Source organism: Streptomyces sp. NPDC034043, from assembly GCF_055575675.1.
In genome coordinates, this window is record NZ_JBVISF010000002.1 from 509,625 (window position 1) to 531,429 (window position 21,805).

Sequence of the window (21,805 nt, forward strand, 5' to 3'; positions counted from 1 at the left end):
GGCCGGGACGGTGCCGCCCGGGCGCGTGGCCCGCGCCGCACGGCTCCGGCCGGGGACGGACGGCACGGCGGCGCGGCGGTGACGGGCGCCGGCCGGTCCGGCGAGGGCGGCACGGACCCCGTCGTCCGCGCGGGCTGCCGGGCGCGGGAGGTCCGTGGGCGGCATCAGGCCCGCCTCCGGGTGCTCTGGCGCGAAACGGTGCGGGCGTCGAGGCCGGACAGGCCGCGTACGGCCACGTACGCCTTCTCGTGGGGCGGCAGCGAGACGCGTCCGCGCAGCACCGCCTCCGGTTCGCGCTCGATGCGGTCCAGGAGGCGCCGGTAGATCCCCGCCATGGCGGCCACGCAGGCGCCGCTGCGCCGGTCGAGCATCGGCAGCAGCCGGTAGCCCTCGACGAACAGGGCGCGGGCGCGGCGGACTTCGTGGTGCACGAGCCCGGCGAAGTCGGAGCCGGCGGGCGCGCGGCCGCCCTGGAACCCGTCGGAGCAGCCGAACTTGGCGAGGTCCTCGGCGGGCAGGTAGGTGCGCCCGTTGCCGGCGTCCTCGCGGACGTCGCGCAGGATGTTGGTGAGCTGGAGGGCCAGGCCCAGGGTGTCGGCGTACTCGTCGGCGCGGTCGGCCGGGCCGACCGCGCCGAACACGCCGAGCGAGAGCCGCCCGATGGCCCCGGCCACGCAGCGGCAGTAGGTCTTGAGGTCGTCCCAGGTCTCGTACTCCTCCCCGCGGACGTCCATCAGGACGCCGTCGATGAGTTCGTCGAGGCCGCCCAGGGGGATCGGGAAGCGGCGCGCGGCGTGGGCGAGGGCGACGGCGACCGGGTCGGTGTCGTCCTCGTCGATCTCCTCGGCCCGGATCCGGCCGAGGAGGGCGCGGGTCTCCTCCAGCCGGGCGAGCTTGGCGTCGGGCGCCAGGGTGCCGTCGCCGATGTCGTCGACGCGCCGGGAGAAGGCGTACAGCGCGGACATCGCCTGCCGCTTGTCGGCGGGCAGCAGCCGGATGCCGTACGCGAAGTTGCGCGCCTGGGTACCGGTGACGGCCTCGCAGTAGCTGTAGGCCGCGAGGACCTGGGCGGACGGTGCTGACGCGTGTGTGGGGCCCTCCACGTTCGGGCTCACCCCTTTCTCGGCGCTGTACGCATGACGGCGGCCACCTCGCGGAGCAGGAGGCTCCGGGTGGGCTTGGGCGGGCCGGGCAGCACGTCGAAGCCGGCGGCGGAGATGGCGCGCAGGGCGGCGCGCCCCCCTCCCACGAATCCCGCGAGCAACAGCCGTAGCCTGCCGTGGACGCTGCCCACGAGCGGGGTGCCTTCATCCAGGAGCCCGCGCGTGCGTTCGGCCTCGAAGGCGATCAGGGAGCGGACGGACGCCCCGGCGGAGGCGGCCCCCAGATCGGCCTCGCTCACGTGGAAGCGGCGCATGTCCTCGGCCGGGAGGTAGATCCGGTCGCGGCCGAGGTCCTCGGTGACGTCCTGGAGGTGCTCGGCGATCTGCAGGGCGGTGCACACCGCGTCGGAGCGGCGGATCCGCTCGGGGGTGCTGGTGCCGGTGAGGGCGAGCACGAGGCGGCCGACGGTGTTGGCCGACAGCTCGCAGTACTCCAGGAGTTCGCCGTACGTCGCGTAGCGGGCCACCCGCTGGTCCTGGCGGTTGGCCTCGATGAGCCCGAGGAAGGGTTCGGGGGTGAGGCGGTGGTCGCGCACGACGGGCCGCAGGGCCAGCAGCAGGGGGTGGCGCGGGGGGCCGTCGGTGCCGCCGAAGACGCGCAGCAGGTCGGCCTCGAAGGCGTCGAGCATCGCGAGCCGGTCGTCGGCCGCGGCGGCGTCGAGGCCGAGGAGGACGGCGTCGCGTCCGCCGGGGGCGAGGTCGCCGTCGCCGATGTCGTCGACGAGGCGGGCGTACCCGTAGACCGCCATGAGGCCCTCGCGCCAGGCGCGCGGGAGGAAGGCGGGGGCGACGGGGAAGTTCTCCGCCGCGGCCTTGCCGAGGGTGGCCCTGGTGTGGAGCAGGTCGCGGGTGCCTTCGCCGGCCGGCGGCGCGGGACGGATGCCGTGCCCGGGGGTCACCGCCCGCCACCCGCAGCGGGGACGGCCGTTGTGCCTGGGGGCCGGAGAATTCCCGTAGCCATTGCCGTCACGTCTCCCGTTCTACACTGCCGACCCAAGTCATCCTATTTCGGACACGCCGCCGGGCCTTGCCCGGGGGTATCCCCACGGAGCCGGCTGCGGGGAATCGTCCCCTCTTGGCGCGATTGAGAACTGGTCCAGCTTACGCTGTACAACGCCGCGCGGGCCTATCGGGTGTTCCCCGCGCCCCGGAATGTCGGCCCCGGACCACGGAATCTCCCGCTCCGGCGTTCTCGGTCTCCGGACGCTCCGCCGCGCCGGCCGTTCTCCACACCTCCGGCCGAGCCAGACCACGGCGAGGCCCCCGCCGCGGTGAGCGGCAGGGGCCTCGCGGTCCGGAGCGGCGGTGGACCCGCGGGTCAGTGGCCGCTGGCCTTCTCGTACGCCGAGACCACTTCCTCGGTGGGCCCGTCCATCAGGAGCTCGCCCTTCTCCAGCCACAGCACCCGGTCGCAGGTGTCGCGGATGGACTTGTTGTTGTGGCTCACCAGGAAGACCGTGCCGGCCTTCTCCCGCAGTTCGCGGATGCGGTTCTCCGAGCGCACCTGGAAGCTGCGGTCACCGGTGGCCAGCGCCTCGTCGATCATCAGGACGTCGTGGTCCTTGGCCGCCGCGATGGAGAAGCGCAGCCGCGCGGCCATGCCCGAGGAGTAGGTGCGCATCGGCAGGGAGATGAAGTCGCCCTTGTCGTTGATCCCCGAGAAGTCGACGATGTCCTGGTAGCGCTCCTTGATCTGCTCGCGGCTCATGCCCATCGCGAGACCGCCGAGGACCACGTTGCGCTCACCGGTGAGGTCGTTCATCAGGGCGGCGTTCACGCCCAGCAGCGAGGGCTGGCCGTCGGTGTAGACCCTGCCGGACTCGCAGGGCAGCAGCCCCGCGATGGCGCGCAGCAGGGTCGACTTGCCGGAGCCGTTGGAGCCGATGAGGCCGATGGCCTCGCCCCGGTACGCCGTGAAGGAGACGCCCCGTACGGCGTGGACCCGGCGGACGCCCGGGGCGTCGCCCTTGCCCCGGCGCAGGATCTTGCTCAGCGCGGCGGTGGCACTGCCCTTGCCGGAGCTGCCCGTGTTGACGCGGTACACGATGTGGACCTCGTCCGCGATGACGGTGGGGACGCGCCCCTGGGTGTTGTCAGCCACGGCCGTAACGCTCCTCAGCCTTCCAGAAGTACACGAAGCCGCCGAGGCCGATCAGCACGGCCCAGCCGGCCGCGAAGGCCCACACGTGCGGCGGGAGGTTCTCCCGGCCGTATCCGTCGATCAGCGCGAAGCGGATCAGATCCATGTAGATCGCGGCGGGGTTCCACTGGAGCACGTCGGCGATCCAGGCCGGCCTGTCCTTCAGCATCTCGTTGATCGAGAACATCACGCCGGACGCGTACATCCACGTACGGGTGAGGAAGGGCATCAGCTGCGCCAGGTCGGGGGTCTTGGACCCCATCCGCGCGAAGACCAGCGCGAGCCCGGTGTTGAAGACGAACTGCAGGACCAGCGCCGGGATCACCAGCAGCCACGACAGCCGCGGGTAGTTCCCGAAGGCGACGGTGACGACGAGCACCACGATCATCGAGTACATGAGCTGCTGGAGCTGCTGCATCGAGAAGGAGATCGGCAGGGAGGCGCGCGGGAAGTGCAGCGCCCGGACCAGGCCGAGGTTGGAGGGGATAGCCCGGACGCCCGCCATCAGCGAGTTCTGGGTGAAGGTGAAGACGAAGATGCCCACCACCAGGAAGGGGATGTAGACCCCCTTCTCCATGCCGCGGCCCGCGTTCAGGATGAGGCCGAAGATCAGGTAGTAGACCAGCGCGTTGAGCAGCGGGGTCGCCACCTGCCAGAGCTGGCCGAGCTTGGCCTGGCTGTACTGCGCCACCAGCTTGGCCCGGGAGAAGGCCATGATGAAGTGGCGCCGCCCCCAGAGCTGCCGCACGTATCCGCCCAGGCTGGGCCGGGCGCCACTGACGGACAGGCCGTACTTCCTGGCGAGCTCCTCGGGACTGAGCCCCGCGTCGTCGGACGGCGGCTTGCTCGTGGCGAGGGCGCCGTCGTGGGTTGTGTCACTCACAAGTTGAAACTTTCCGTCTTCAAGATGCGGCAGGAGGGACGTCGGGGGCTGGAGCGCCGGACCCGTGATGAGGCCCATGGTCCCAGACCCGAGCTTGTCAGATCACGGGCGGCCGGCCCAGCCGCGTCAGCCGCCAGACCGTGCGCCACCTCATCGGACGCCGGGGGCCGCAGGGTGTGGTCCAGCCCTCCTTGAACCCGCCGAACCAGGCCTTGAGCGCGGGCGCCGAGGGCCTGCGCACGAGCGTCAGCGCGAGCCAGACGCCCAGGTAGACCGGGACCAGCGGGGCGGGCAGGTTCCGACGGGCGAGCCACACCCGGTTACGGGCCACCATACGGTGGTACACCGCGTGCCGGGAGGGAGCGGTCGCCGGGTGCAGCAGCACCATGTCCGCCCGGTAGTCGATCAGCCACCCGGCGTCGAGCGCCCGCCAGGCGAGGTCGGTCTCCTCGTGGGCGTAGAAGAACTCCCCGGGCAGCGTACCGACCTGCTCGAACACCTTCGTGCGGACGGCGTTGGCGCCGCCCAGGAAGGTGGTCACGCGGGAGGAGCGCATCGGGTCCGAGGCGCGCAGCCGGGGCACGTGGCGCCGCTGGGTGGTGCCGGTCTCCGGGTCGGCGATGCGGAAGCTGACGATGCCCAGCCGCGGGTCCTCGGCGAAGGCCTGCCGGCACAGCTCGGCGGTGTCGGTGCGCTCCAGCAGCCCGTCGTCGTCGAGGAAGAGCAGGGCGTCGACCTCGGCGCCGCCGGGCCCGAAGGCCTCGATGCCGACGTTGCGGCCGCCGGGGATCCCCAGGTTCTCGGGGAGGGAGACGGTGCGCACGCCCTCCGGGAGCCCGGTGACCTCGACGCCCTGGCCGACGACGACCACCTCGACGGGGTCGCCCTCCTGCCGGGCGACCGAGTCGAGGAGCGCCTTCAGCTCGTCGGGGCGGTTGCCCATGGTGATGATCACGGCGCCCAGCCGCATCGGGGCCGTCACTTGAGCCTGCTGGAGGCCAGGACCGACACCAGGTGCAGCAGGGTCTGCAGCAGGGCGATGCCGGCCAGTACGGCGACGCCGAGCCGGGAGAAGAACAGGTCGCCCCGGACCTGGTCGGCGACGGCCAGGACCAGGATCAGCAGCGAGGCCTCGATGCCGAGGATCAGCCGGTGGAACTTGAGCGCGGCGGCGGCCCGGCGGGCGAGCGCCATGCCGGACGAGCGCGGCTCGGCGGCGGACTCCTGGACCACGGGCTTCCCGGCCTGGTGCCGGGCGACGCCGACCAGGTCGGTCTCGGCCTTGATCAGGATCGCGCCGAGGGCGGCGAGGGTGCCGAGGAAGGCCCAGAGCCAGTCGGTCCGCCCGCTGCCCCACAGGTCGGCGGCGCGCAGCCCGAAACCGACGAGGACGGCCGCGTCGCACAGGTAGGCGCCGACCCGGTCCAGGTAGACACCGGAGAGCGAGTACTGCTTCTTCCAGCGGGCGACCTCGCCGTCGACGCAGTCGAGCAGCAGGTACAGCTGGACCGCGACCACGCCGAGGGCGGCGCCGAGCACGCCCGGCACCAGCAGGGCCGGGGCGGCGAGGACACCGGCGAGGGTCATCACGTAGGTCAGCTGATTGGGCGTGATCTTGGTGGTGACCAGCAGGCGGGTGATGCGCAGGGAGATCTCGCGCATGTACAGGCGACCGCCCCAGTGCTCGCCACTGCGCCGGTCCTTGACGCCCGGCGGGTGAACGACGGGCCGGAGTTCAGCTACGGATGGTCTGGGCATAGTCGGCGTAAGCGTCCCTGATCTCGGCTGCGGACAGGTTGAGGTGCTCCAGGATGGTGAAGCGTCCCGGGCGGGTCTGGGGGGCGTACTCGACCGCCGCGACGAACTCGTCCACGCTGAACCCGATCTCCTCGGGCAGCACGGGCAGGCCGTGGCGGCGCAGGACCTCCGTGAACAGGCCGGACTGCTCGGCGGCCCCGCGCAGGTGCATGGCGAAGGCGGCGCCGATGCCGACCTGCTCGCCGTGGAGCGCGGAGCGCCCGGGGTGGAGCAGGTCGAAGGCGTGGCTGATCTCGTGGCAGGCCCCGGAGGAGGGACGGCTGTCCCCGCTGATCGACATGGCGATGCCGGAGAGGACGAGGGCCTCGGAGAGCACGGTGAGGAACTCGTCGTCGCCGCATCCGCCGGGATGGCGCAGCACCGACTCTCCGGCGGTACGGGCCATGGCGGCGGCCAGGCCGTCCACGGCCTCGCCGGTGACGCGGTGCGAGAGCTCCCAGTCGGCGATGGCGGAGATGTTGGAGATCGCGTCGCCGACGCCGGCGCGGATGAAGCGGGTGGGGGCCTCGCGGATCACGTCGAGGTCGATCACCATGGCGATCGGCGTGGGGACGCCGTAGGAGCCCCGGCCGTTGTCGTTGTCCAGGATGGACACCGGGGAGCAGATGCCGTCGTGGGAGAGGTTGGTGGCGACGGCCACCATGGGCAGGCCGACCCGCGCCGCGGCGTACTTCGCCACGTCGATGATCTTCCCGCCGCCCAGCCCCACGACGGCGTCGTAGCGGCGGCCCTTTATGTCGTCGGCCAGCTTGACCGCCGAGTCGATGGTGCCGTCGACGACCGGGTACCAGTCGGCGTACGGCAGGGCCGGCTCCAGGCGGGCGCGCAGCGCCTGTCCGGAGCCCCCGCTGATCGCGATCGCGAGCCGGCCGGACGTGGAGATCCGCTGGTCGGCGAGGATGCCGTCCAGCTTGTCCATCGCCCCGCGGCTGATGTCGACGACGACCGGCGAGGGGATCAGCCGCGTCAGTACTGGCATGCGATCGTCCGGCCCTTGGCGAGGTCGTCGTGGTTGTCGATCTCCACCCACTTGACGTCCCCGATGGGGGCGACGTCGATGGTGAAGCCGTCGTTGACGAGCTGCTGGTACCCGTCCTCGTAGTAGAGGTCGGGGTCGCGCTCGAAGGTGGTCTTCAGGGCCTCGGCGAGCTGCTCGGCGGCCTCGGGCTCGATGAGGGTGACGCCGATGTACTCACCGGTCGCGTCGGCCGGGTCCATCAGCTTGGTGATCTTCCGCACGCCCTGTCCGTCGGCGGTGACGACCTTCATCTCCTCCTCGGCCAGGCTCTTGACCGTGTCGAGGGCGAGGATGATCTTCTGGCCGTTGCCGCGGGCGGCGAGCAGGGTCTTCTCGACGGAGACGGGGTGGACGGTGTCGCCGTTGGCGAGGATCACGCCCTGCTTGAGGACGTCACGCGCGCACCACAGGGAGTAGGCGTTGTTCCACTCCTCGGCCTTGTCGTTGTCGATCAGCGTGATCTTGACGCCGTACTTGGCCTCCAGGGCCTCCCGGCGCTCGTAGACGGCTTCCTTGCGGTAGCCGACGACGACGGCGACCTCGGTGAGGCCGACCTCGGCGAAGTTGCCCAGGGTCAGGTCGAGGACGGTGAGGCTGTCCTCCCGGCCCTCCGGGCCGACGGGCACGAGGGCCTTGGGCAGGGTGTCGGTGTAGGGACGCAGGCGGCGTCCGGCACCGGCAGCGAGGACGAGGCCGATCATGCTGGTTCTCCTTCGTCATGTACGGCGGGTGCCCCGGAGGAGACCCAGAAGCGGATGCTCTCGACGAGCACCACGAGTGCCACGAACACGGCCATGGCCGTGAGCGCGACGGGGAACGCGTCACGGGCGAGGACGGCGGCGAGGACCACGGTCAGCAGGACCCGGCCCTCGTGGCCGCCGGTCGTCCGCACCAGCCAGTGCGGCGGGGCGCCCGAGCCGCCACGGATCCGGTAGACCGTGTCGTAGTGATGGTAGGCGACCGCCGCGACCAGTCCGAATGCGGCCGGGAGCGCCCCGGGGACGTCCGCCCGGGCGGCCAGCGCCAGGACCGTCACGTACTCGGCGAACCGGAAGAGCGGCGTGACCAGCCAGTCGAGGGGGCCCTTGAGGGGGCCGGCCACCGCCGCGCCGGCGAGGAACACGTACGCGACGGCGATCGCGATCAGCCAGGGGTCTCCGAAGCCGCGGGTCACGGCACCGCCGGCCATCAGCACCGAGCCGGCGAGCGCCGGCCACAGCGCGGCGGGGCCCGGCCGCTTCCCGGGGCGGGGGGAGCCGGTCCACGCGAGCACGCCCGAGTCGGCCAGGTCCGCGAGGGCCCGCGCGGCCCGGTCGGTCCGGGTGGCCTTGCGGGTCACGGAACGCAGCACGCGGCCGGCGGTGGTGTAGAGGGCGCCGAAGGCGCAGCCGATCAGCAGGGCGTGGAAGACGGTCCGCGGGGTGGTCACGGCGGTCAGCACCGCGATCATGGCCCAGCGCTCGCCGATCGGCAGGATGATCATCCTGCGGGCCCAGACGGTCCAGCCGACGCTGTCGAGCCGGTCCGAGAGGGCGGCCGTCGGACTGCCCGTGACGGACTTCCCGGCGGCGGTGGCGTCGTGGTTGGCCTCGTTGAACGAGAAGTCCACCACGTGCCGGCAGGTCATGAGGATCATCGCGCCGAGCGCGAGGGCCCAGACGTCGTCGCCGTTCCTGGCCGCGCCGAGCGCGAGGCCCGCGTAGAAGGAGTACTCCTTCGCGCGGTCGAAGGTCGCGTCCAGCCAGGCGCCCATCGTCGAGTACTGGAGCGAGTACCGGGCGAGCTGCCCGTCGGTGCAGTCCAGGACGAAGGAGACGAGCAGCAGCACACCGGCGGCGACGTAGCCCCAGCGCTCTCCCGTGGCGGCGCAGCCGGCCGCGATCAGCGCGGTGATCAGGGAGGCGGTGGTGACCTGGTTCGGTGTCAGGCCCCGGCGGGCGCACCAGCGGGCGATGTAGCGCGAGTACGGGCTGATGAAGAAGGTGGTGAAGAAGCCGTCGCGGGACTTCACGGCCGTGCGCAGGCGCACCGCCTCGTCGTCCACGGCGGCGACGGCCGCGAGGGCCTGCGCGCGTTCCGCCTCCCCGTCGGGCACGGCTGCGACCAGGCTGCCGAGCTCGGGCCGCTGTACGGCGGTCCCGGCGGCCTCCACGGTCGCGGCGAGCCGGTCCGCGTACGGGCCGGTGCCCGCCGGGGCCAGGCCGGCGGCCTTGTCGAGGGCCGCGCGGGCTCCCGCCTGGACGGCGAAGGCGCCGGTCACCGCGCAGGCGTCGAAGCGCGGGTCGGTCAGCGCGAGGCGCAGGGCGTGCGGATGCCCGACGAAGGCGCTGTCGACGACCGCCACCCGCTCCTGCGCCGGGACTGCGGCGAGGGCGGCGGCGGTGTCTTCGGGACCGGTGGCCGGGCGGACGTCGAACCCGAGCGACCGGAGCTCGTCCTCGAGCGGTGATCCGGGTACCGGCGGGCCGGTGAGGATGACGGTCGGCAGACGAACTCACTCCTTGCGACGGACATTCCCGACGGGCGGGCGCCCCGGGTGGGGGCGGCGGCAGCACGTCGGCAGGGCTGTCGGCAGAGGCTATCGGATGAATGGAAGGGCACATTCACCAGCTCTTCCGGAGCGATCGGGCCCCTTCGGAGGCGGGTGTTAGGGTGGACGGCGGCGCGCGCGTGATCACCGGGCGCGCGGCAAGAATCGGCACGAGGGCCGAATTCCGTGGAGGTGGGTCGATGACCGTCGCAGTGGTCGCCGCCGTGAGCGGCGAACTCCGGTACGTCCCCGTTTCCTCCCGGGTGTCCGGCCGGGTCTGACCCCACACCGGTAAGGCCCCGTCGGCCGGAACCCCCGTCTCCAAGGGTTCACGTTGACCGACCACACCGTTTCTCCTTCCTTCGCCGCCTTCATGGAGCTGCACCGCGGGCTGCCCCGGCAGTCCCCCGGCTCCGACGCCTCCACCCGGCACCTGCTCTCCCTGTGCGGACCGCTGCCCGAGCGGCCCCGTGTCCTCGTCCTGGGGTGCGCCCCGGGCCGCGACGCCCTGCTGCTCGCCGCCGAGGCGGGCGGGACGGGCCCCGCCGAGGTGACCGCCGTCGGCCCCTACGGGCCGTTCCTCGACGAGCTGCGCGCGGCCGCCGCGGCACGCGGGCTCGCCGGGCGGGTCCGCGCCGTGCCGGCGGACCTCGGCGCACTCCCCCGCGCGGACTTCGAGGACGGCTCCTTCGACCTCGTGTGGGCGGAGGGTTCCGCCTTCTCCCCCGGTTTCCGCGGGGAGGTGTCCCCGGGCTTCGACCGGGCGCTCGCCGAATGGAAGCGCCTCCTCGCTCCCGGCGGCCGGCTCGTGCTCAGCGCGTGCGAGTGGACCGTCGAGGAGCCCTCGGCCGGGGCCCGGGCCTTCCGGGACCCGCGGCACCCGCCGCGCTCCACCGCCCGCAACACCGCGGCCGCCCAGGCCGCCGGCTACCGGGTCCTGGGTACGTGGCCGCGGCCCGACTCCGGCCCGGCCGAGTACGACGGCCCGCTGGGCGAGCGGGTCCGGGCGGCCAGGGCCGCCTCCGCGCCAGAGGAGGCCGCGCTGGGCCGCGTACGCGAGGAGCTCGCCGCACGGGAGCGGTACGGGCACGAGTACGGGTACACCGGCTACGTGCTGGCCCCGGTGACCGCCGGGGAGGACGGCCGCTGGCGGGCCCGCCCGGAGACCGCGGCCGACTCGGCGGCCGTACGGGCCGTCAACCTGGCGGCCTTCGGGACCCCGCTGGAGGCTGATCTGGTGGACGCGCTGCGCGCCGACCCGGGCGCCTGGCTGCCGGGGCTCTCGTACGTGGCGGAGGGCCCGGACGGGTCGGTGGCGGCGCACGCCCTGCTGACCCGCTGCACGGTGGACGGGGTGCCCGCGCTGGCCCTCGCGCCCGTGGCCGCCGATCCCGCCGTCCAGCGCTCGGGCGCCGGCGGTGCCGTCGTACGGGCGCTGCTCGCGGCCGCGCGGGAGCGCGGGGAGGCGCTGGTGCTGGTGCTGGGGCATCCCTCGTACTACCCGCGGTTCGGTTTCGTGCCCGCTTCGCGGTTCGGGATCAGGGCGCCCTTCGAGGTGCCCGACGAGGCGATGATGGCCCTGGTGCTGGACGATTCGGTTCCGGTGCCGGCGGGCACGATCTCCTATCCGGCCCCCTTCGGGATCTGATCCCCCGGCGGACTTCCGCCCCCGCCGCCTACCACGCGGCGGGGGCGGACATGCGTGGATCGCCGAAGTGGGGACAAGCCGCTTTTGTACGGCAGACTGAGGGCCGAAGTCCGAAGCGAAGGATGGGTATGCCGACCACACCAGCCACCGACGCCACCAGCAGCGCGTCCGCCGGCACCGGAGCTCGAGAATCGATCATGCTCGAACTGGTCGACGAGTCCGGCAACACCATCGGCACGGCGGAGAAGCTCGCCGCGCATCAGGCGCCCGGCCTGTTGCACCGGGCGTTCTCCGTGTTCCTCTTCGACGAGCAGGGGCGGCTGCTGATCCAGCGGCGCGCCCTCGGGAAGTACCACTCCCCCGGCGTCTGGTCGAACACCTGTTGCGGTCACCCCTATCCCGGGGAGTCGCCGTTCGCGGCGGCGGCCCGGCGCACCCATGAGGAGCTCGGGCTCTCGCCCTCGCTGCTCGCGGAGGCGGGGACGGTCCGTTACAACCACCCGGACCCGGCGTCCGGACTGGTGGAGCAGGAGTACAACCACCTGTTCGTGGGACTGGCCCAGGCCGCGCTGGACCCGGATCCGGAGGAGGTCGGCGACACCGCCTTCGTCACGGCCGAGGAGCTGGCGAAGCAGCACGCGGAGCAGCCCTTCTCCGCCTGGTTCATGACGGTGCTGGACGCGGCGCGCCCCGCGATCCGCGAGCTGACCGGCGACGCGGCCGGCTGGTAGCCGCTGCGCCGTTCAGGTGCGGACGCCCGGGTGCGGGCAGTCCCGGGCCGGTCCCCGGGGTTCAGGCCCCGGGCGTCCGGGCGGGGAGCGGCAGCGCCGCCCAGATCACCTTGCCTCCCGTCGCGGTGTGTTCGACGTCGCACACCCCGCCGGCCTCCCGGGTGATCTCCCGGACCAGCAGCAGGCCCCGGCCGCCGGTCTGGCCGAAGTCGGCCTCCAGCGCCTTGGGCCGGTACGGGTGGTTGTCCTCGACGGCCACCCGTACCCACTCCCGGCCCACCGCCACCTCGACGGCGACCTCCGGGGAGAGCAGGGCCGCGTGCCGGACCGAGTTCGTCACCAGTTCGGAGACGATCAGCAGCAGGGAGTACACCAGGTCCTGCTGGGCGGGCACCCCCTGGCGGCCGAGCAGCTCGCGGACCGCGCGGCGGGCCTGCGGAACGGATTCTTCAACCGCGGGTGCGGTGAAACGCCACACCCCCTCGTAAGCGGCGGGAGGGTCGGCCGGAGCCGACACCTCACCTCCCCCGGCCGACGGGATGCTCCCGCTGTCGTTCATCTTCCGGCCCCCGTCTTCACGCTCGATCGTCTCCACGCGTCAAGAGTGGGGAACACCCTGGTGCCGACCACGCTGCTGACCAGAAGTCAGCGTCAATCGGACGCTTTCTGACCACTGGCTTATGACGGAGTCAGCTGTTGGTCTGTTCCTGATCCGGCAGGCTCCGGTTGGCAGCGTCTGTCTCCTCTTCCCTGACCAGTCCGAGGATCCGGCGGGCCCCCAGACCCAGTCCCATCAGGCTGAGTCCGTCGAACAGCAGGGCGAGCGAGAAGAAGGTTCCGATCACGTACAGGCTGTCGCCCGGCCAGCCCGCGAGGATCAGGATGCCCAGCAGGAGCCCGAAGGCGCCCTGGACCAGGGAGATCCCGAAGTTGGCGCCGCGCACCACCAGCGCCCCCACGAGGCGGAAGACCCCGCCGGTGAGGAAGAGCAGGGCCGCGAACATGGTCAGCGCCTCGGCGCTCGCCTCGGGGCGGCGCAGGATCACGAAGCCCGCGGCCAGGTTGATCGCGGCGACGATGACGGCCAGCCAGAAGTAGCTGGTCCCGCGCGACTGCACGGCCTGCGCGAGGCCGACGACACCGCCGATGAGCAGCAGCCAGCCGAAGAGGAACATCGAGGTCAGGGTGGCCACGCCCGTGTAGACCAGGCCCACCAGGCCGGCCAGTACGAGGATCACCCCGAGCAGGGCCAGAAGCCCGAAGCTGCGCTTCAGCTCCTTCTTCTCCCGCTGCTGCGGATGCGGGTCGCTGCGGTCGGCGCCCATGGACGTGCCACCTCCTCGGCACCCCCCTGGGTCGGATTCCCCTTGATCATAGGATCGGCTGCCCGGGATAGCATCCGGCGCATGGACGCAGCCCTCCACCACACGGTCGCCGACGGGGTCGCCACCGTCGTCATCTCGCACCCCGCCAAGCGGAACGCCATGACCGCCTCGATGTGGCGGGCCCTTCCGGAGCTGCTGGAGCTCCTCGCCGCCGACGAGGCCGTACGGGTGCTGGTGCTGACCGGGGCGGGCCCGACCTTCTGCGCGGGGGCCGACATCTCCTCGCTCACCGGCAAGGAGGACCCCCAGGCCCTGGCGGTGGCCGCGGAGGAGGCCCTGGCCGCCTTCCCGAGGCCGACGGTGGCCGCGGTCCGGGGGTTCTGCGTGGGGGGCGGCAGCCAGCTGGCGGCCGCCTGCGACCTGAGGTTCGCGGAGGAGGGCGCAACGTTCGGGGTGACCCCGGCGAAGCTGGGCATCGTCTACCCGGCCTCCTCCACCCGGCGGCTGGCCTCGGTGGTCGGCCCGGCGTGGGCCAAGTACCTGCTGTTCTCGGCCGAGTTGATCGATGCCGGGACGGCCCTGCGGGCCGGGTTCCTGAACGAGCTGCTGCCGGCGGGCCGGCTGGAGGAGCGGGTGGCCGAGTTCGCGGGGATCCTGGCCACCCGCTCGCTGCTGACGCAGGCCGCCGCCAAGGAGTACGCGGACGGCCGCACCGGACGGGAGGCGTACTGGGCGGGTCAGGCCGCGGCGAGCGGCGACACCGCCGAGGGTGTCGCCGCGTTCCTGGAGCGGCGCGCTCCGGAATTCAGCTGGCGTCCGTCAGGGGATTAGCGGCGCGCAGCCGGGCGACGAGTTCGGCCGGGGCCTTCTCCGGGGAACCGGCGTCGTAGGGCGGCTGGGGGTCGTACTCGCACAGCAGCTGAACCGCCTCGGCGTACGGGTCCCCGGCGATCCGGCCGAGCAGGCCGAGCCCCATGTCGATGCCGGAGGACACCCCGGCGGCGGTGACGTACTTGCCGTCGAAGACGACCCGCTCACCGGTGGGCTCGGCGCCGAAGGGGACCAGCCGGTCGAGGTAGAGCCAGTGGCTGGTCGCCCGCCGCCCGTCGAGCAGGCCGGCCGCGGCGAGGAGCAGCGAGCCGGTGCAGACGGAGGTGGTCCAGGTGCTCGTCGCGTCCACGGCCCGAAGCCAGTCGATCACGGCGGGGTTCTCCATCTCCACCTCGGGGTCCGGCCCGCCGGGCACGATGACGATGTCCGGCCGGGTCACCTCCTCGAGCGCCTTGTCGGCGACGAGGGCGAGCGCCCCGTTGTCGGTGCGCACGGGGCCCGGGCGCTCCGCGACGAACACGGTCTCGGCGTCCGGCACGCGGCTGAGGGTCTCGTAGGGCCCGACGGCGTCGAGCGCGGTGAAGCGGTCGTAGAGCAGTACGGCGATCTGCATGGCTCCTCCGGAGCGGTAGGCCGCCCCCGGTCGTGGGGCGGAGGTCGATGAGCGGGGCGCTGTGACAACGCCCGTACGGTGCCGGGCGGCACGCCTTCCGCACGCCGCGCGTTCTTCCGCGCCGGCGCCGGGCGGCGCCAGGGCGCGCGCGGGCAGGGGGCGGCGTCAGGAGGGACGGCGGCAGGGCCGCCGCGTCAGGACGGACGGCGGGGCGCCGCGTCAGGAAGGACGGCGGCCGAAGCGGCGGCGGTACTCGGCCGGGGGCTGGCCCAGGGTCTTGACGAAGGCCCGGCGCAGCGCCTCCGGCGTCCCGTAGCCGCAGGACTGGGCGATCTGCGCGACGCCCTCGCAGCTGTCCTCCAGCAGCCGCCGCGCGTGTTCCACCCGCACCCGCTCCACGTACTTGCCCGGAGTCACGCCCGTCTCCGCCTGGAAGGCGCGCGCGAAGTGTCTCGGCGAGAGGGCCACCCGCGCCGCCAGGGCCTCCACGCTCAGGTCCCCGCCCGGATGCTCGTTGATCCACTGCTGGACGTCCCGCAGCGGTGCCCGCCGCGCCGTCTGCGCCGCCAGCTGCGCGCTGAACTGCGCCTGGTTGCCGGGCCTGCGCAGGAACACCACCAGGTGGCGGGCGATCAGCAGGGCCGCGTCCCGCCCGAGGTCCTCCTCCACCAGCGCCAGCGCCAGGTCGATCCCGGCGGTGACCCCGGCCGAGGTGGAGACGGGGCCGTCCCGGACGTAGATGGGGTCCGGTTCCACCGACACCCGGGGGTAGTCCCGTGCCATCCGCTCGCAGACCGACCAGTGGGAGGTGGCCCGCCGTCCGTCCAGCAGCCCGGCCTCGGCCAGCAGCAGCCCCCCGGTGCAGACCGACACCAGCCTGCCCGCGCCGCCCCCGTACGCGCGCAGCCAGTCGGTGAGCCTCGGCTCGAAGTCCGCCGTGCGGCGGCCGCCGGGTACCAGCAGCGTGGTCCCGGGGCCGGGGCGGGCGCTCTCCAGGTCCCCGTCGGCCAGCAGGGTCAGTCCGCTGCTGGTGCGTACCGGCGCGCCTCCCGGGGAGACGGTACGGATCGCGTACCCCTCCTGCCCCGGAAGGCGGCCGGCTCCGTCGAAGACCTCGACGGGGCCGGTCACGTCCAGGCTCTGCACCCCGTCGTAGAGGACGACGAGCACGTTTCGCGGTGACATGCCTCCATCCTGTGACCACGCTCGTCGTGGCCGCAATGACGGGTGTCCCACCTATACGGACGGGCGTCGGCGCGGGTGCGATCCTTGGGCGTTCCCCGTCCCGCCGTCCGGAGCGCCACCCTGAACACCGTCCTCGCCGAGTCCCTGTCCGTCGTCCTGCTGCTCGCCGTGCTGGCCTTCGCCGTGCTGCGGCCGCGGGGGCTGCCCGAGGCGGCGGCCGCCGTGCCGGCCGCCGGGCTGCTCGTCGCCCTGGGTGTGGTGCCCCCCGCCGATGCCTGGCAGCAGACGCGGGAGCTGCTGCCCGTGGTCGGGTTCCTGGCCGTGATCCTGGCCCTCGCGCAGCTGTGCGCGGACGAGGGGCTGTTCCGGGCCGCCGGGGCGGCCGTGGCCCGCCGGGCCGCCGGGCGCGGGCCGGCCGGGCTGCTGGGCGGGGTGTTCCTGGTGGCCTCGGCGGTCACCGCCGCGCTGAGCCTGGACGCCACGGTGGTGCTGCTGACGCCGGTGGTGCTGGCGACGTCCGCCCGGCTGGGCGCCCGGCCCCGCCCGCACGTGTTCGCCACCGCGCACCTGGCGAACTCGGCGTCGCTGCTGCTGCCCGTGTCCAACCTGACGAACCTGCTGGCCTTCGCCGCGAGCGGGCTGACCTTCACCCGGTTCGCGGCGCTGATGGCGCTGCCGTGGGCCGCCGCGATCGCGGTGGAGTACGCGGTGTTCCGCCGCTTCTTCCGGGCGGACCTGGCAGCCCCGCCCGAGCACCGGCCCGAGGCGGCGAAACCGGCGCCGGTGCCGCGTTTCGCCCTGGCCGTGCTGCTGCTGACGCTGGCGGGCTTCGCGCTGGCCTCCCTCGTGGGGGCCAGCCCCGCGTGGGCCGCGCTGGCCGGGGCCGTGGCGCTGGGGGTGCGGGCCCTGCGCCGCCGCGAGACCACCCCGCGGCGGCTGGTGGCCTCCACCGCGCCGGCGTTCTGCCTCTTCGTGCTGGCGCTGGGGGTGGTCGTACGGGCCGTGGTGGACCACGGGCTCGGTGACGGGCTCCAGTGGCTGCTGCCCGACGGGGACTCGCTGCCCGCGCTGCTGGCCGTGGCCGGGGTGGCCGCCGTACTGGCCAACCTGATCAACAACCTGCCCGCGGTGCTCGCGCTGCTGCCGCTGGCCGCGCCCGGCGGGGCCGGGGTGGTGCTGGCCGTGCTGATCGGCGTGAACATCGGCCCGAACCTCACGTACGTCGGCTCCCTGGCCACCCTGCTGTGGCGGCGGCTCCTGCACGCGCACGGCGAGGACGTCCGGCTGGGCGCGTTCACCCGGCTCGGGCTGCTCACCACGCCCGTGTCCCTCGCGGCGGCGGTGACGGCCCTGTGGGCGGGGCTGCGGCTGACCGGCCGGTAGGCCCTGTCGTCAGAGTCCCGCCCGGCCCGCGGCGGCGCGCCGATAGGATCGGGGCATCATGACTGCAACCCTCGTCGCCAAGAACCTCACCGCCGCGCACGGTGAGCGCACGCTCTTCGCCGGTCTCGACCTCGTCGTCGCGCCCGGCGACGTCATCGGACTCGTCGGCGTCAACGGCGCCGGGAAGTCGACCCTGCTGCGCCTGCTCGCCGGGCTGGACACCCCGGAGACCGGTGAGCTGCGGCTCTCCCCGCCCGGCGCGGCCGTCGGCCACCTCCCGCAGGAGCCGGAGCGGCGCGACGGCGAGTCGGTGCGGGAGTTCCTCGCCCGCCGCACCGGGGTGGCCGCCGCGCAGGCGGCGCTGGACGAGGCCACGCAGGGCCTCGTGGACGGCACCCCCGGCGCCGACGACGCGTACGCGGAGACCCTCGACCGCTGGCTGGACCTCGGCGGCGCCGACCTCGACGAGCGCGCCCAGGAGGTGGCGGACGAGCTGGGCCTGGCGGTGAGCCTGGACCTGCCGATGTCGGCGCTGTCCGGCGGGCAGGCCGCCCGGGCCGGTCTCGCCTCGCTGCTCCTGTCCCGCTACGACGTCTTCCTGCTGGACGAGCCCACCAACGACCTCGACCTGGCGGGGCTGGAGCGGCTGGAGCGGTTCGTGACGGGGCTGCGCGCGGGCACGGTGGTCATCAGCCACGACCGCGAGTTCCTGGCCCGGACCGTCACGAAGGTCCTCGAACTGGACCTGGCACAGCAGCAGATCAACCTCTACGGCGGCGGCTACGCCTCGTACCTGGAGGAACGCGAACGCGCCCGGGACCACGCCCGCGAGGAGTTCGAGGAGTACGCGGGCAAGAGGTCCGCGCTCGAGGGCCGGGCCCAGATGCAGCGCAACTGGATGGACAAGGGCGTCCGCAACGCCCGCCGCAAGGCGAGCGACAACGACAAGATCGGCAAGAACCTGCGCGGCGAGTCCAGCGAGAAGCAGGCCGCCAAGGCCCGCCAGACGCAGCGGGCGATCGAGCGCCTGGAGGTCGTCGAGGAGCCCCGCAAGGAGTGGGAGCTGCGCATGGAGATCGCGGCGGCCCCGCGCTCCGGGTCGGTGGTGGCGACCCTGCGCGAGGCGGCCGTGGAACGCGGCGACTTCTCCTTCGGCCCGGCGAGCCTGCAGATCGACTGGGCGGACCGGGTGGCGATCACCGGGGCCAACGGCGCCGGCAAGTCCACCCTCCTCGCGGTGCTGCTGGGCCGGCTGGCCCCGGATTCGGGCTCCGCCACGCTCGGCTCGGGCGTGCTGGTCGGCGAGGTGGACCAGGCCCGCGGCCTGTTCCTCGGCGGTGAGCCGCTGCTGGAGGCCTTCTGCGCGGCCGTCCCGGACACCGAGCCGGCGGAGGTGCGTACGCTCCTGGCCAAGTTCGGCCTGAAGGCGTCGCACGTGCTGCGCCCGGCGGCGAGCCTGTCGCCCGGCGAGCGCACCCGCGCGGCCCTCGCCCTGCTCCAGGGGCGCGGGGTGAACCTGCTGGTGCTGGACGAGCCGACGAACCACCTCGACCTGCCGGCGATCGAGCAGCTGGAGTCGGCCCTGGAGGCCTACGAGGGCACGCTGCTGCTGGTCACGCACGACCGCCGGATGCTGGAGGCGGTGCGCGTGGCCCGCAGGCTGGAAGTGGCGGACGGGAAGGTCACCGAGCTCTGAGCCGAGAGCTCCGGGGCGGACCCTAGAACTCCTTCGGGCCCTTGCCGTGGCTGCGGTGCTTGCGCGGCTCGTCCGGGTCCTGGGCCCCGGGGTGGTCGAGGCGGCTCGCCTCGTCCGTGTCCTCGGCCCGGACGGGGCCGGGCCCCGGCTTCGGCCCGGATCCCCGGGAGGTGTGCTGCCGCCCGGGGTGCGGTTTGCGCTGCTGCTGTCCTTCGTCCTCGCCGTGGAGCGGGACGCCTCCGGCGCCGCCTTGCTCGTCCATGGCACGTCCTCCTCTGCCGAGGGCCGCTGTCCCCCTCCTCCGGCGGCTGCCCGGACGGCGGCCCCGCAAACCGGTCCGCTCAGGCCGGCGGGCCGGACGGGGGGCGCCGGTCGCGGGCCATCCTGCGGGCCACGAAGGTGCGCGGGAGGTGGCGGGCCGCGAAGGCGTACGCCTGATAGTGGCGGCCGGTGACGCTGATCGGGCGGCGGCGGGCGAGGTCGCGCAGGGCCTTGGCGACCACCGCCTCCGGCTCCAGCCACACCGCGTCGCGCAGGGCGCTGACGTCCATGCCGGCGCGTTCCTGGAACTCGGTACGGGTGAAGCCCGGGACCACCGCGAGGACCCGGACCCCGTAGGGCTCCATGTCGATCCGGAGGGACTCGCTGAAGGCGGTGATCCACGCCTTCGCCGCCCCGTACGTCCCGGTCGGGAGCAGGCCGGCGACGGAGGAGACGTTGAGCACGGCGCCCCGGCGGCGCTCCCGCAGGCCCGGCAGGAGCGCGTGGGTGAGCCGGAGCGGGACCTTCACGAGGAGGTCGAGCATGCGCTCCTCGTCCTCGACGGGGTTGTACGGGTAGGGCGCGGGCAGGCCGAATCCGGCGTTGTTGACCAGGACGTCGACGGGCCGCTCGGTGTCGGCGAGCCGGTCGGCGACGGTGGCGCGGGCGGCGGGGTCGAGCAGGTCGGCGGGCAGCACCTCGCAGGCGCTGCCGGTCCGGCGGGTGAGTTCGGCGGCCAGGGCCTCCAGGCGGTCCTTGTCCCGGGCGACGAGGACCAGGTCGCAGCCCTTGGCGGCGAAGGCCCGCGCGAAGGCGGCGCCGAGGCCGGCGCTGGCCCCGGTGATCAGTACGGTGGTGGGCACGTGGCGTTCGCTTCCTGGGCGTTCAGGCGGTCCGGGTGGCGGGGGCGAAGGCGGCCGCCGCGGGCGAGCGGTAGGCGCGGGCGACGTCCACGAGGAACCTGGCCTCGTCCTCCAGGCCGCCGCCCTCGATGGAGGTCATCATCGCGGCCGGCAGTTCCAGCGCGGTGGCCCCGGACGTCTGCCCGGGCAGTCCGGCGAGCTTCGTCCGCCGGGCCTCCTTCAGTACGCAGGCCAGCGCGGCGGCCGCGCGCTGCCGCTCGGGGACGTCCGTACCGGCGACGTGGCGGCGCGCGAGCTCGGGCAGCCCCGGGGGGACGTACTCCCCCAGGATCAGGATCGCGTCGCGGGTCTCGATGACCTTGCGGTAGACGAGCAGGTCCCGCGGCACGGGCGGCCAGAGCAGCTCCAGCAGCCGTCCGGTCCGGGGCTCGGTGAGCGCCACGTACGGGACGGCCTGGACCAGGTCCCGCCACAGCGGCCACAGCAGCCAGGCGGTGGTGGTGTCGGCGAGGGCGCGGTGCAGCGTGAACAGGGTCGGCACCAGGATGGCGGCGGCGCGCAGCAGGCCGTGCAGGCTCATCAGCAGTGGCAGTGCGGGCAGCGCCCAGGTGCTGCCGAAGAGGGCCTTGAGCAGGTACACGAACCAGAACACCCAGGCCAGCGCGGTGCCCAGGCCGAACAGGCGCAGTCCGAGGGCGAGCGCTCGGCTCTCGGAGCGGCGGCCGTAGCGCCGGCAGACGTGGACGCAGATGGTGTTGGCGATCAGGTGGGCGGAGATCAGCACGAGCCAGTAGGCGAGGGAGGGCACCGGGCTCCCGGCGGGCGGGATGGTGTGCGTGCCGTGCCCGGGCGCGGCGGCGTCCAGGGTGAGGAGGACGCCGATCCAGAGCACGGTGCCCGCCCAGGAGGCGAGTTGGAGCCTGCGGCCGCGGGTGGCGGCGGCGACGAAGTAGAGCACGGCGCCCGCCGACAGGACGCCGATCAGATTGCGGACGAGGCCGACCGTGTGCGCGTACGAGGGCCCGGCGGTCATGGCGTACCGGACGACGGCGGGCAGGTTCAGGGTCATCGCGGCGGCCGCGGTGGCGACCGCGAGCCACAGTCCGCGCTGTTCCGGGGAGCGCAGGGCGCCGGGGGCCCGGAGCAGGACGGCGATCCACAGGCAGACGACGCCGGGGACGGCGAGCCAGTCGCCGAGGGCGGCGAGTTCAGCTGCCATCGCGGTGACCCCGTGCGTAACCCATGGCGGATTCCAGCCGGTCGAGGGAGCCCCGGGGGGCGGTGGCGCGGCAGGGGCGGCCCGGGGCGGAGGTGTGGACGCGGATCATGCTCGCGAGCATCTCCGCCTCCTGCTCCTGGCGGGTGGTGTAGTCGGTGCGGCCGCGGACGACGGGGGCCCGGCCGTCGGTCTCCTCCCCTTCCAGGGAGTGGTGGCCGAAGAGGATGTGCCCGAGCTCGTGGAGCACGATGTGCTCGCGGTGCAGGGGCGTGGTCCGGGCCTCGTAGAAGACGTAGTCCACGGTGTCGGTGCCGACCCACAGCCCGCAGACGCCGGATCCGGCGGCCTCGCTGGGCAGGGGGTGCAGCCGGATGGGCCGGCCGCGCCGGTCGGCCATGTGCGCGCAGAGGCCTTCCAGGGAGAACGGGGGCGTCAGATCCAGGTGACCGAGAATCGTCGCGCAGCGTTTGCGCAGACCGAGGTCCCGATAGGGCATGC

At 73.7% G+C, this 21,805-nt stretch carries 22 protein-coding genes; 5 read left to right on the plus strand and 17 right to left on the minus strand.

The annotated features are described in order from the left end of the window. Positions 1-164 precede the first annotated feature (164 nt). From hpnD to ACZ51S_RS07005, 9 genes are all read right to left on the minus strand, one after another. Entirely contained in the window at positions 165-1,115 is a 951-nt protein-coding gene (gene hpnD, locus ACZ51S_RS06965) for a presqualene diphosphate synthase HpnD (protein WP_468479066.1), read from the minus strand. Then, positions 1,112-2,005: a squalene synthase HpnC gene (gene hpnC, locus ACZ51S_RS06970; protein ID WP_468479087.1), complete on the minus strand. Its 894-nt coding sequence runs from the start codon at positions 2,003-2,005 to the stop codon at positions 1,112-1,114. Before hpnC ends, hpnD begins: the two co-directional genes overlap by 4 nt. Positions 2,006-2,481: 476 nt before the next feature. Next, positions 2,482-3,264, minus strand: coding sequence for an ABC transporter ATP-binding protein (locus ACZ51S_RS06975; RefSeq protein ID WP_468174492.1), 783 nt, complete (start codon positions 3,262-3,264; stop codon positions 2,482-2,484). Then, positions 3,257-4,186 carry an ABC transporter permease gene (locus tag ACZ51S_RS06980; protein WP_388930980.1) on the minus strand — a complete coding sequence of 310 codons (930 nt, stop codon included), beginning with the start codon at positions 4,184-4,186 and terminating at the stop codon, positions 3,257-3,259. The genes ACZ51S_RS06975 and ACZ51S_RS06980 overlap by 8 nt, the downstream gene beginning before the upstream one ends. Positions 4,187-4,283: 97 nt before the next feature. Continuing rightward, positions 4,284-5,156, minus strand: coding sequence for a glycosyltransferase family 2 protein (locus tag ACZ51S_RS06985; RefSeq protein WP_468479086.1), 873 nt, complete (start codon positions 5,154-5,156; stop codon positions 4,284-4,286). A gap of 8 nt (positions 5,157-5,164) precedes the next feature. Then, entirely contained in the window at positions 5,165-5,944 is a 780-nt protein-coding gene (locus tag ACZ51S_RS06990) for a CDP-alcohol phosphatidyltransferase family protein (RefSeq protein WP_468479064.1), read from the minus strand. Continuing rightward, positions 5,922-6,983 (minus strand): iron-containing alcohol dehydrogenase family protein, encoded by a 1,062-nt coding sequence (locus ACZ51S_RS06995; protein WP_388930976.1) that lies wholly within the window; start codon positions 6,981-6,983, stop codon positions 5,922-5,924. Before ACZ51S_RS06995 ends, ACZ51S_RS06990 begins: the two co-directional genes overlap by 23 nt. Next, positions 6,971-7,723: a phosphocholine cytidylyltransferase family protein gene (locus ACZ51S_RS07000; protein ID WP_468479063.1), complete on the minus strand. Its 753-nt coding sequence runs from the start codon at positions 7,721-7,723 to the stop codon at positions 6,971-6,973. The genes ACZ51S_RS06995 and ACZ51S_RS07000 overlap by 13 nt, the downstream gene beginning before the upstream one ends. Then, the gene (locus ACZ51S_RS07005) at positions 7,720-9,510 is read right to left on the minus strand and encodes a DUF5941 domain-containing protein (protein WP_468960204.1); all 1,791 of its coding nucleotides are present in this window, start codon (positions 9,508-9,510) and stop codon (positions 7,720-7,722) included. Before ACZ51S_RS07005 ends, ACZ51S_RS07000 begins: the two co-directional genes overlap by 4 nt. A gap of 376 nt (positions 9,511-9,886) precedes the next feature. On the opposite strand from ACZ51S_RS07005, the gene ACZ51S_RS07010 reads away from it, so the two are divergent. Together ACZ51S_RS07010 and idi are read left to right on the plus strand one after the other, a co-directional pair. Next, positions 9,887-11,200: a methyltransferase domain-containing protein gene (locus ACZ51S_RS07010; RefSeq protein WP_468959997.1), complete on the plus strand. Its 1,314-nt coding sequence runs from the start codon at positions 9,887-9,889 to the stop codon at positions 11,198-11,200. A 128-nt stretch (positions 11,201-11,328) separates the two neighbouring features. Beyond that, on the plus strand, positions 11,329-11,931 hold the full coding sequence (gene idi / locus ACZ51S_RS07015; RefSeq protein ID WP_388930967.1) for an isopentenyl-diphosphate Delta-isomerase: 603 nt from the start codon (positions 11,329-11,331) through the stop codon (positions 11,929-11,931). A 61-nt stretch (positions 11,932-11,992) separates the two neighbouring features. On the opposite strand, the gene ACZ51S_RS07020 is transcribed toward idi, so the two are convergent. Together ACZ51S_RS07020 and ACZ51S_RS07025 are read right to left on the minus strand one after the other, a co-directional pair. Next, positions 11,993-12,526, minus strand: a complete 534-nt coding sequence (locus ACZ51S_RS07020) for an ATP-binding protein (RefSeq protein ID WP_468479061.1) — start codon at positions 12,524-12,526, stop codon at positions 11,993-11,995. Between the two features lie 94 nt (positions 12,527-12,620). Next, a complete protein-coding gene (locus ACZ51S_RS07025) occupies positions 12,621-13,256 on the minus strand; it encodes an HdeD family acid-resistance protein (RefSeq protein WP_468959999.1) in 636 nt (211 codons plus the stop codon). An 81-nt stretch (positions 13,257-13,337) separates the two neighbouring features. Here ACZ51S_RS07025 and ACZ51S_RS07030 point away from each other — a divergent pair, with 81 nt between their 5' ends. Beyond that, positions 13,338-14,087 carry an enoyl-CoA hydratase/isomerase family protein gene (locus ACZ51S_RS07030; protein WP_468479059.1) on the plus strand — a complete coding sequence of 250 codons (750 nt, stop codon included), beginning with the start codon at positions 13,338-13,340 and terminating at the stop codon, positions 14,085-14,087. Here ACZ51S_RS07030 and ACZ51S_RS07035 read toward each other — a convergent pair. Beyond that, positions 14,062-14,700: a DJ-1/PfpI family protein gene (locus ACZ51S_RS07035; protein ID WP_468479058.1), complete on the minus strand. Its 639-nt coding sequence runs from the start codon at positions 14,698-14,700 to the stop codon at positions 14,062-14,064. The genes ACZ51S_RS07030 and ACZ51S_RS07035 overlap by 26 nt on opposite strands. A 219-nt stretch (positions 14,701-14,919) precedes the next feature. Further along, positions 14,920-15,885: a GlxA family transcriptional regulator gene (locus ACZ51S_RS07040; protein WP_468960001.1), complete on the minus strand. Its 966-nt coding sequence runs from the start codon at positions 15,883-15,885 to the stop codon at positions 14,920-14,922. An 84-nt stretch (positions 15,886-15,969) separates the two neighbouring features. Here ACZ51S_RS07040 and ACZ51S_RS07045 point away from each other — a divergent pair, with 84 nt between their 5' ends. Together ACZ51S_RS07045 and ACZ51S_RS07050 are read left to right on the plus strand one after the other, a co-directional pair. Then, a complete protein-coding gene (locus tag ACZ51S_RS07045; protein WP_468479056.1) occupies positions 15,970-17,268 on the plus strand; it encodes an ArsB/NhaD family transporter in 1,299 nt (432 codons plus the stop codon). Positions 17,269-17,326: 58 nt separating this feature from the next. Next, complete coding sequence (locus tag ACZ51S_RS07050) at positions 17,327-18,964, plus strand: ABC-F family ATP-binding cassette domain-containing protein (protein ID WP_468960003.1); 1,638 nt, start codon at positions 17,327-17,329, stop codon at positions 18,962-18,964. Between the two features lie 22 nt (positions 18,965-18,986). Here ACZ51S_RS07050 and ACZ51S_RS07055 read toward each other — a convergent pair whose 3' ends face one another. From ACZ51S_RS07055 to ACZ51S_RS07070, 4 genes are all read right to left on the minus strand, one after another. Then, the gene (locus ACZ51S_RS07055; RefSeq protein ID WP_388930944.1) at positions 18,987-19,226 is read right to left on the minus strand and encodes a hypothetical protein; all 240 of its coding nucleotides are present in this window, start codon (positions 19,224-19,226) and stop codon (positions 18,987-18,989) included. Positions 19,227-19,305: 79 nt separating this feature from the next. Next, positions 19,306-20,088: an SDR family NAD(P)-dependent oxidoreductase gene (locus ACZ51S_RS07060; protein WP_468479054.1), complete on the minus strand. Its 783-nt coding sequence runs from the start codon at positions 20,086-20,088 to the stop codon at positions 19,306-19,308. Between the two features lie 22 nt (positions 20,089-20,110). Continuing rightward, on the minus strand, positions 20,111-21,307 hold the full coding sequence (locus ACZ51S_RS07065) for an MAB_1171c family putative transporter (RefSeq protein ID WP_468960005.1): 1,197 nt from the start codon (positions 21,305-21,307) through the stop codon (positions 20,111-20,113). Continuing rightward, positions 21,297-21,803, minus strand: a complete 507-nt coding sequence (locus ACZ51S_RS07070; protein WP_468479052.1) for a M78 family metallopeptidase domain-containing protein — start codon at positions 21,801-21,803, stop codon at positions 21,297-21,299. The genes ACZ51S_RS07065 and ACZ51S_RS07070 overlap by 11 nt, the downstream gene beginning before the upstream one ends. Positions 21,804-21,805: the final 2 nt, after the last annotated feature.

Excerpts from the sequence above, each read along its gene's own strand:
- ACZ51S_RS07035 (WP_468479058.1), bottom strand. The coding sequence starts at position 14,700 with ATGCAGATCGCCGTACTGCTCTACGACCGCTTCACCGCGCTCGACGCC.
- ACZ51S_RS07065 (WP_468960005.1), bottom strand. The coding sequence starts at position 21,307 with ATGGCAGCTGAACTCGCCGCCCTCGGCGACTGGCTCGCCGTCCCCGGC.
- ACZ51S_RS07050 (WP_468960003.1), top strand. The coding sequence starts at position 17,327 with ATGACTGCAACCCTCGTCGCCAAGAACCTCACCGCCGCGCACGGTGAG.
- ACZ51S_RS07025 (WP_468959999.1), bottom strand. The coding sequence starts at position 13,256 with ATGGGCGCCGACCGCAGCGACCCGCATCCGCAGCAGCGGGAGAAGAAG.
- ACZ51S_RS07055 (WP_388930944.1), bottom strand. The coding sequence starts at position 19,226 with ATGGACGAGCAAGGCGGCGCCGGAGGCGTCCCGCTCCACGGCGAGGAC.
- ACZ51S_RS06985 (WP_468479086.1), bottom strand. The coding sequence starts at position 5,156 with ATGCGGCTGGGCGCCGTGATCATCACCATGGGCAACCGCCCCGACGAG.
- idi (WP_388930967.1), top strand. The coding sequence starts at position 11,329 with ATGCCGACCACACCAGCCACCGACGCCACCAGCAGCGCGTCCGCCGGC.
- ACZ51S_RS07000 (WP_468479063.1), bottom strand. The coding sequence starts at position 7,723 with ATGATCGGCCTCGTCCTCGCTGCCGGTGCCGGACGCCGCCTGCGTCCC.
- ACZ51S_RS07040 (WP_468960001.1), bottom strand. The coding sequence starts at position 15,885 with ATGTCACCGCGAAACGTGCTCGTCGTCCTCTACGACGGGGTGCAGAGC.
- ACZ51S_RS07070 (WP_468479052.1), bottom strand. The coding sequence starts at position 21,803 with ATGCCCTATCGGGACCTCGGTCTGCGCAAACGCTGCGCGACGATTCTC.
- ACZ51S_RS07030 (WP_468479059.1), top strand. The coding sequence starts at position 13,338 with ATGGACGCAGCCCTCCACCACACGGTCGCCGACGGGGTCGCCACCGTC.
- ACZ51S_RS06990 (WP_468479064.1), bottom strand. The coding sequence starts at position 5,944 with ATGCCCAGACCATCCGTAGCTGAACTCCGGCCCGTCGTTCACCCGCCG.
- ACZ51S_RS06995 (WP_388930976.1), bottom strand. The coding sequence starts at position 6,983 with ATGCCAGTACTGACGCGGCTGATCCCCTCGCCGGTCGTCGTCGACATC.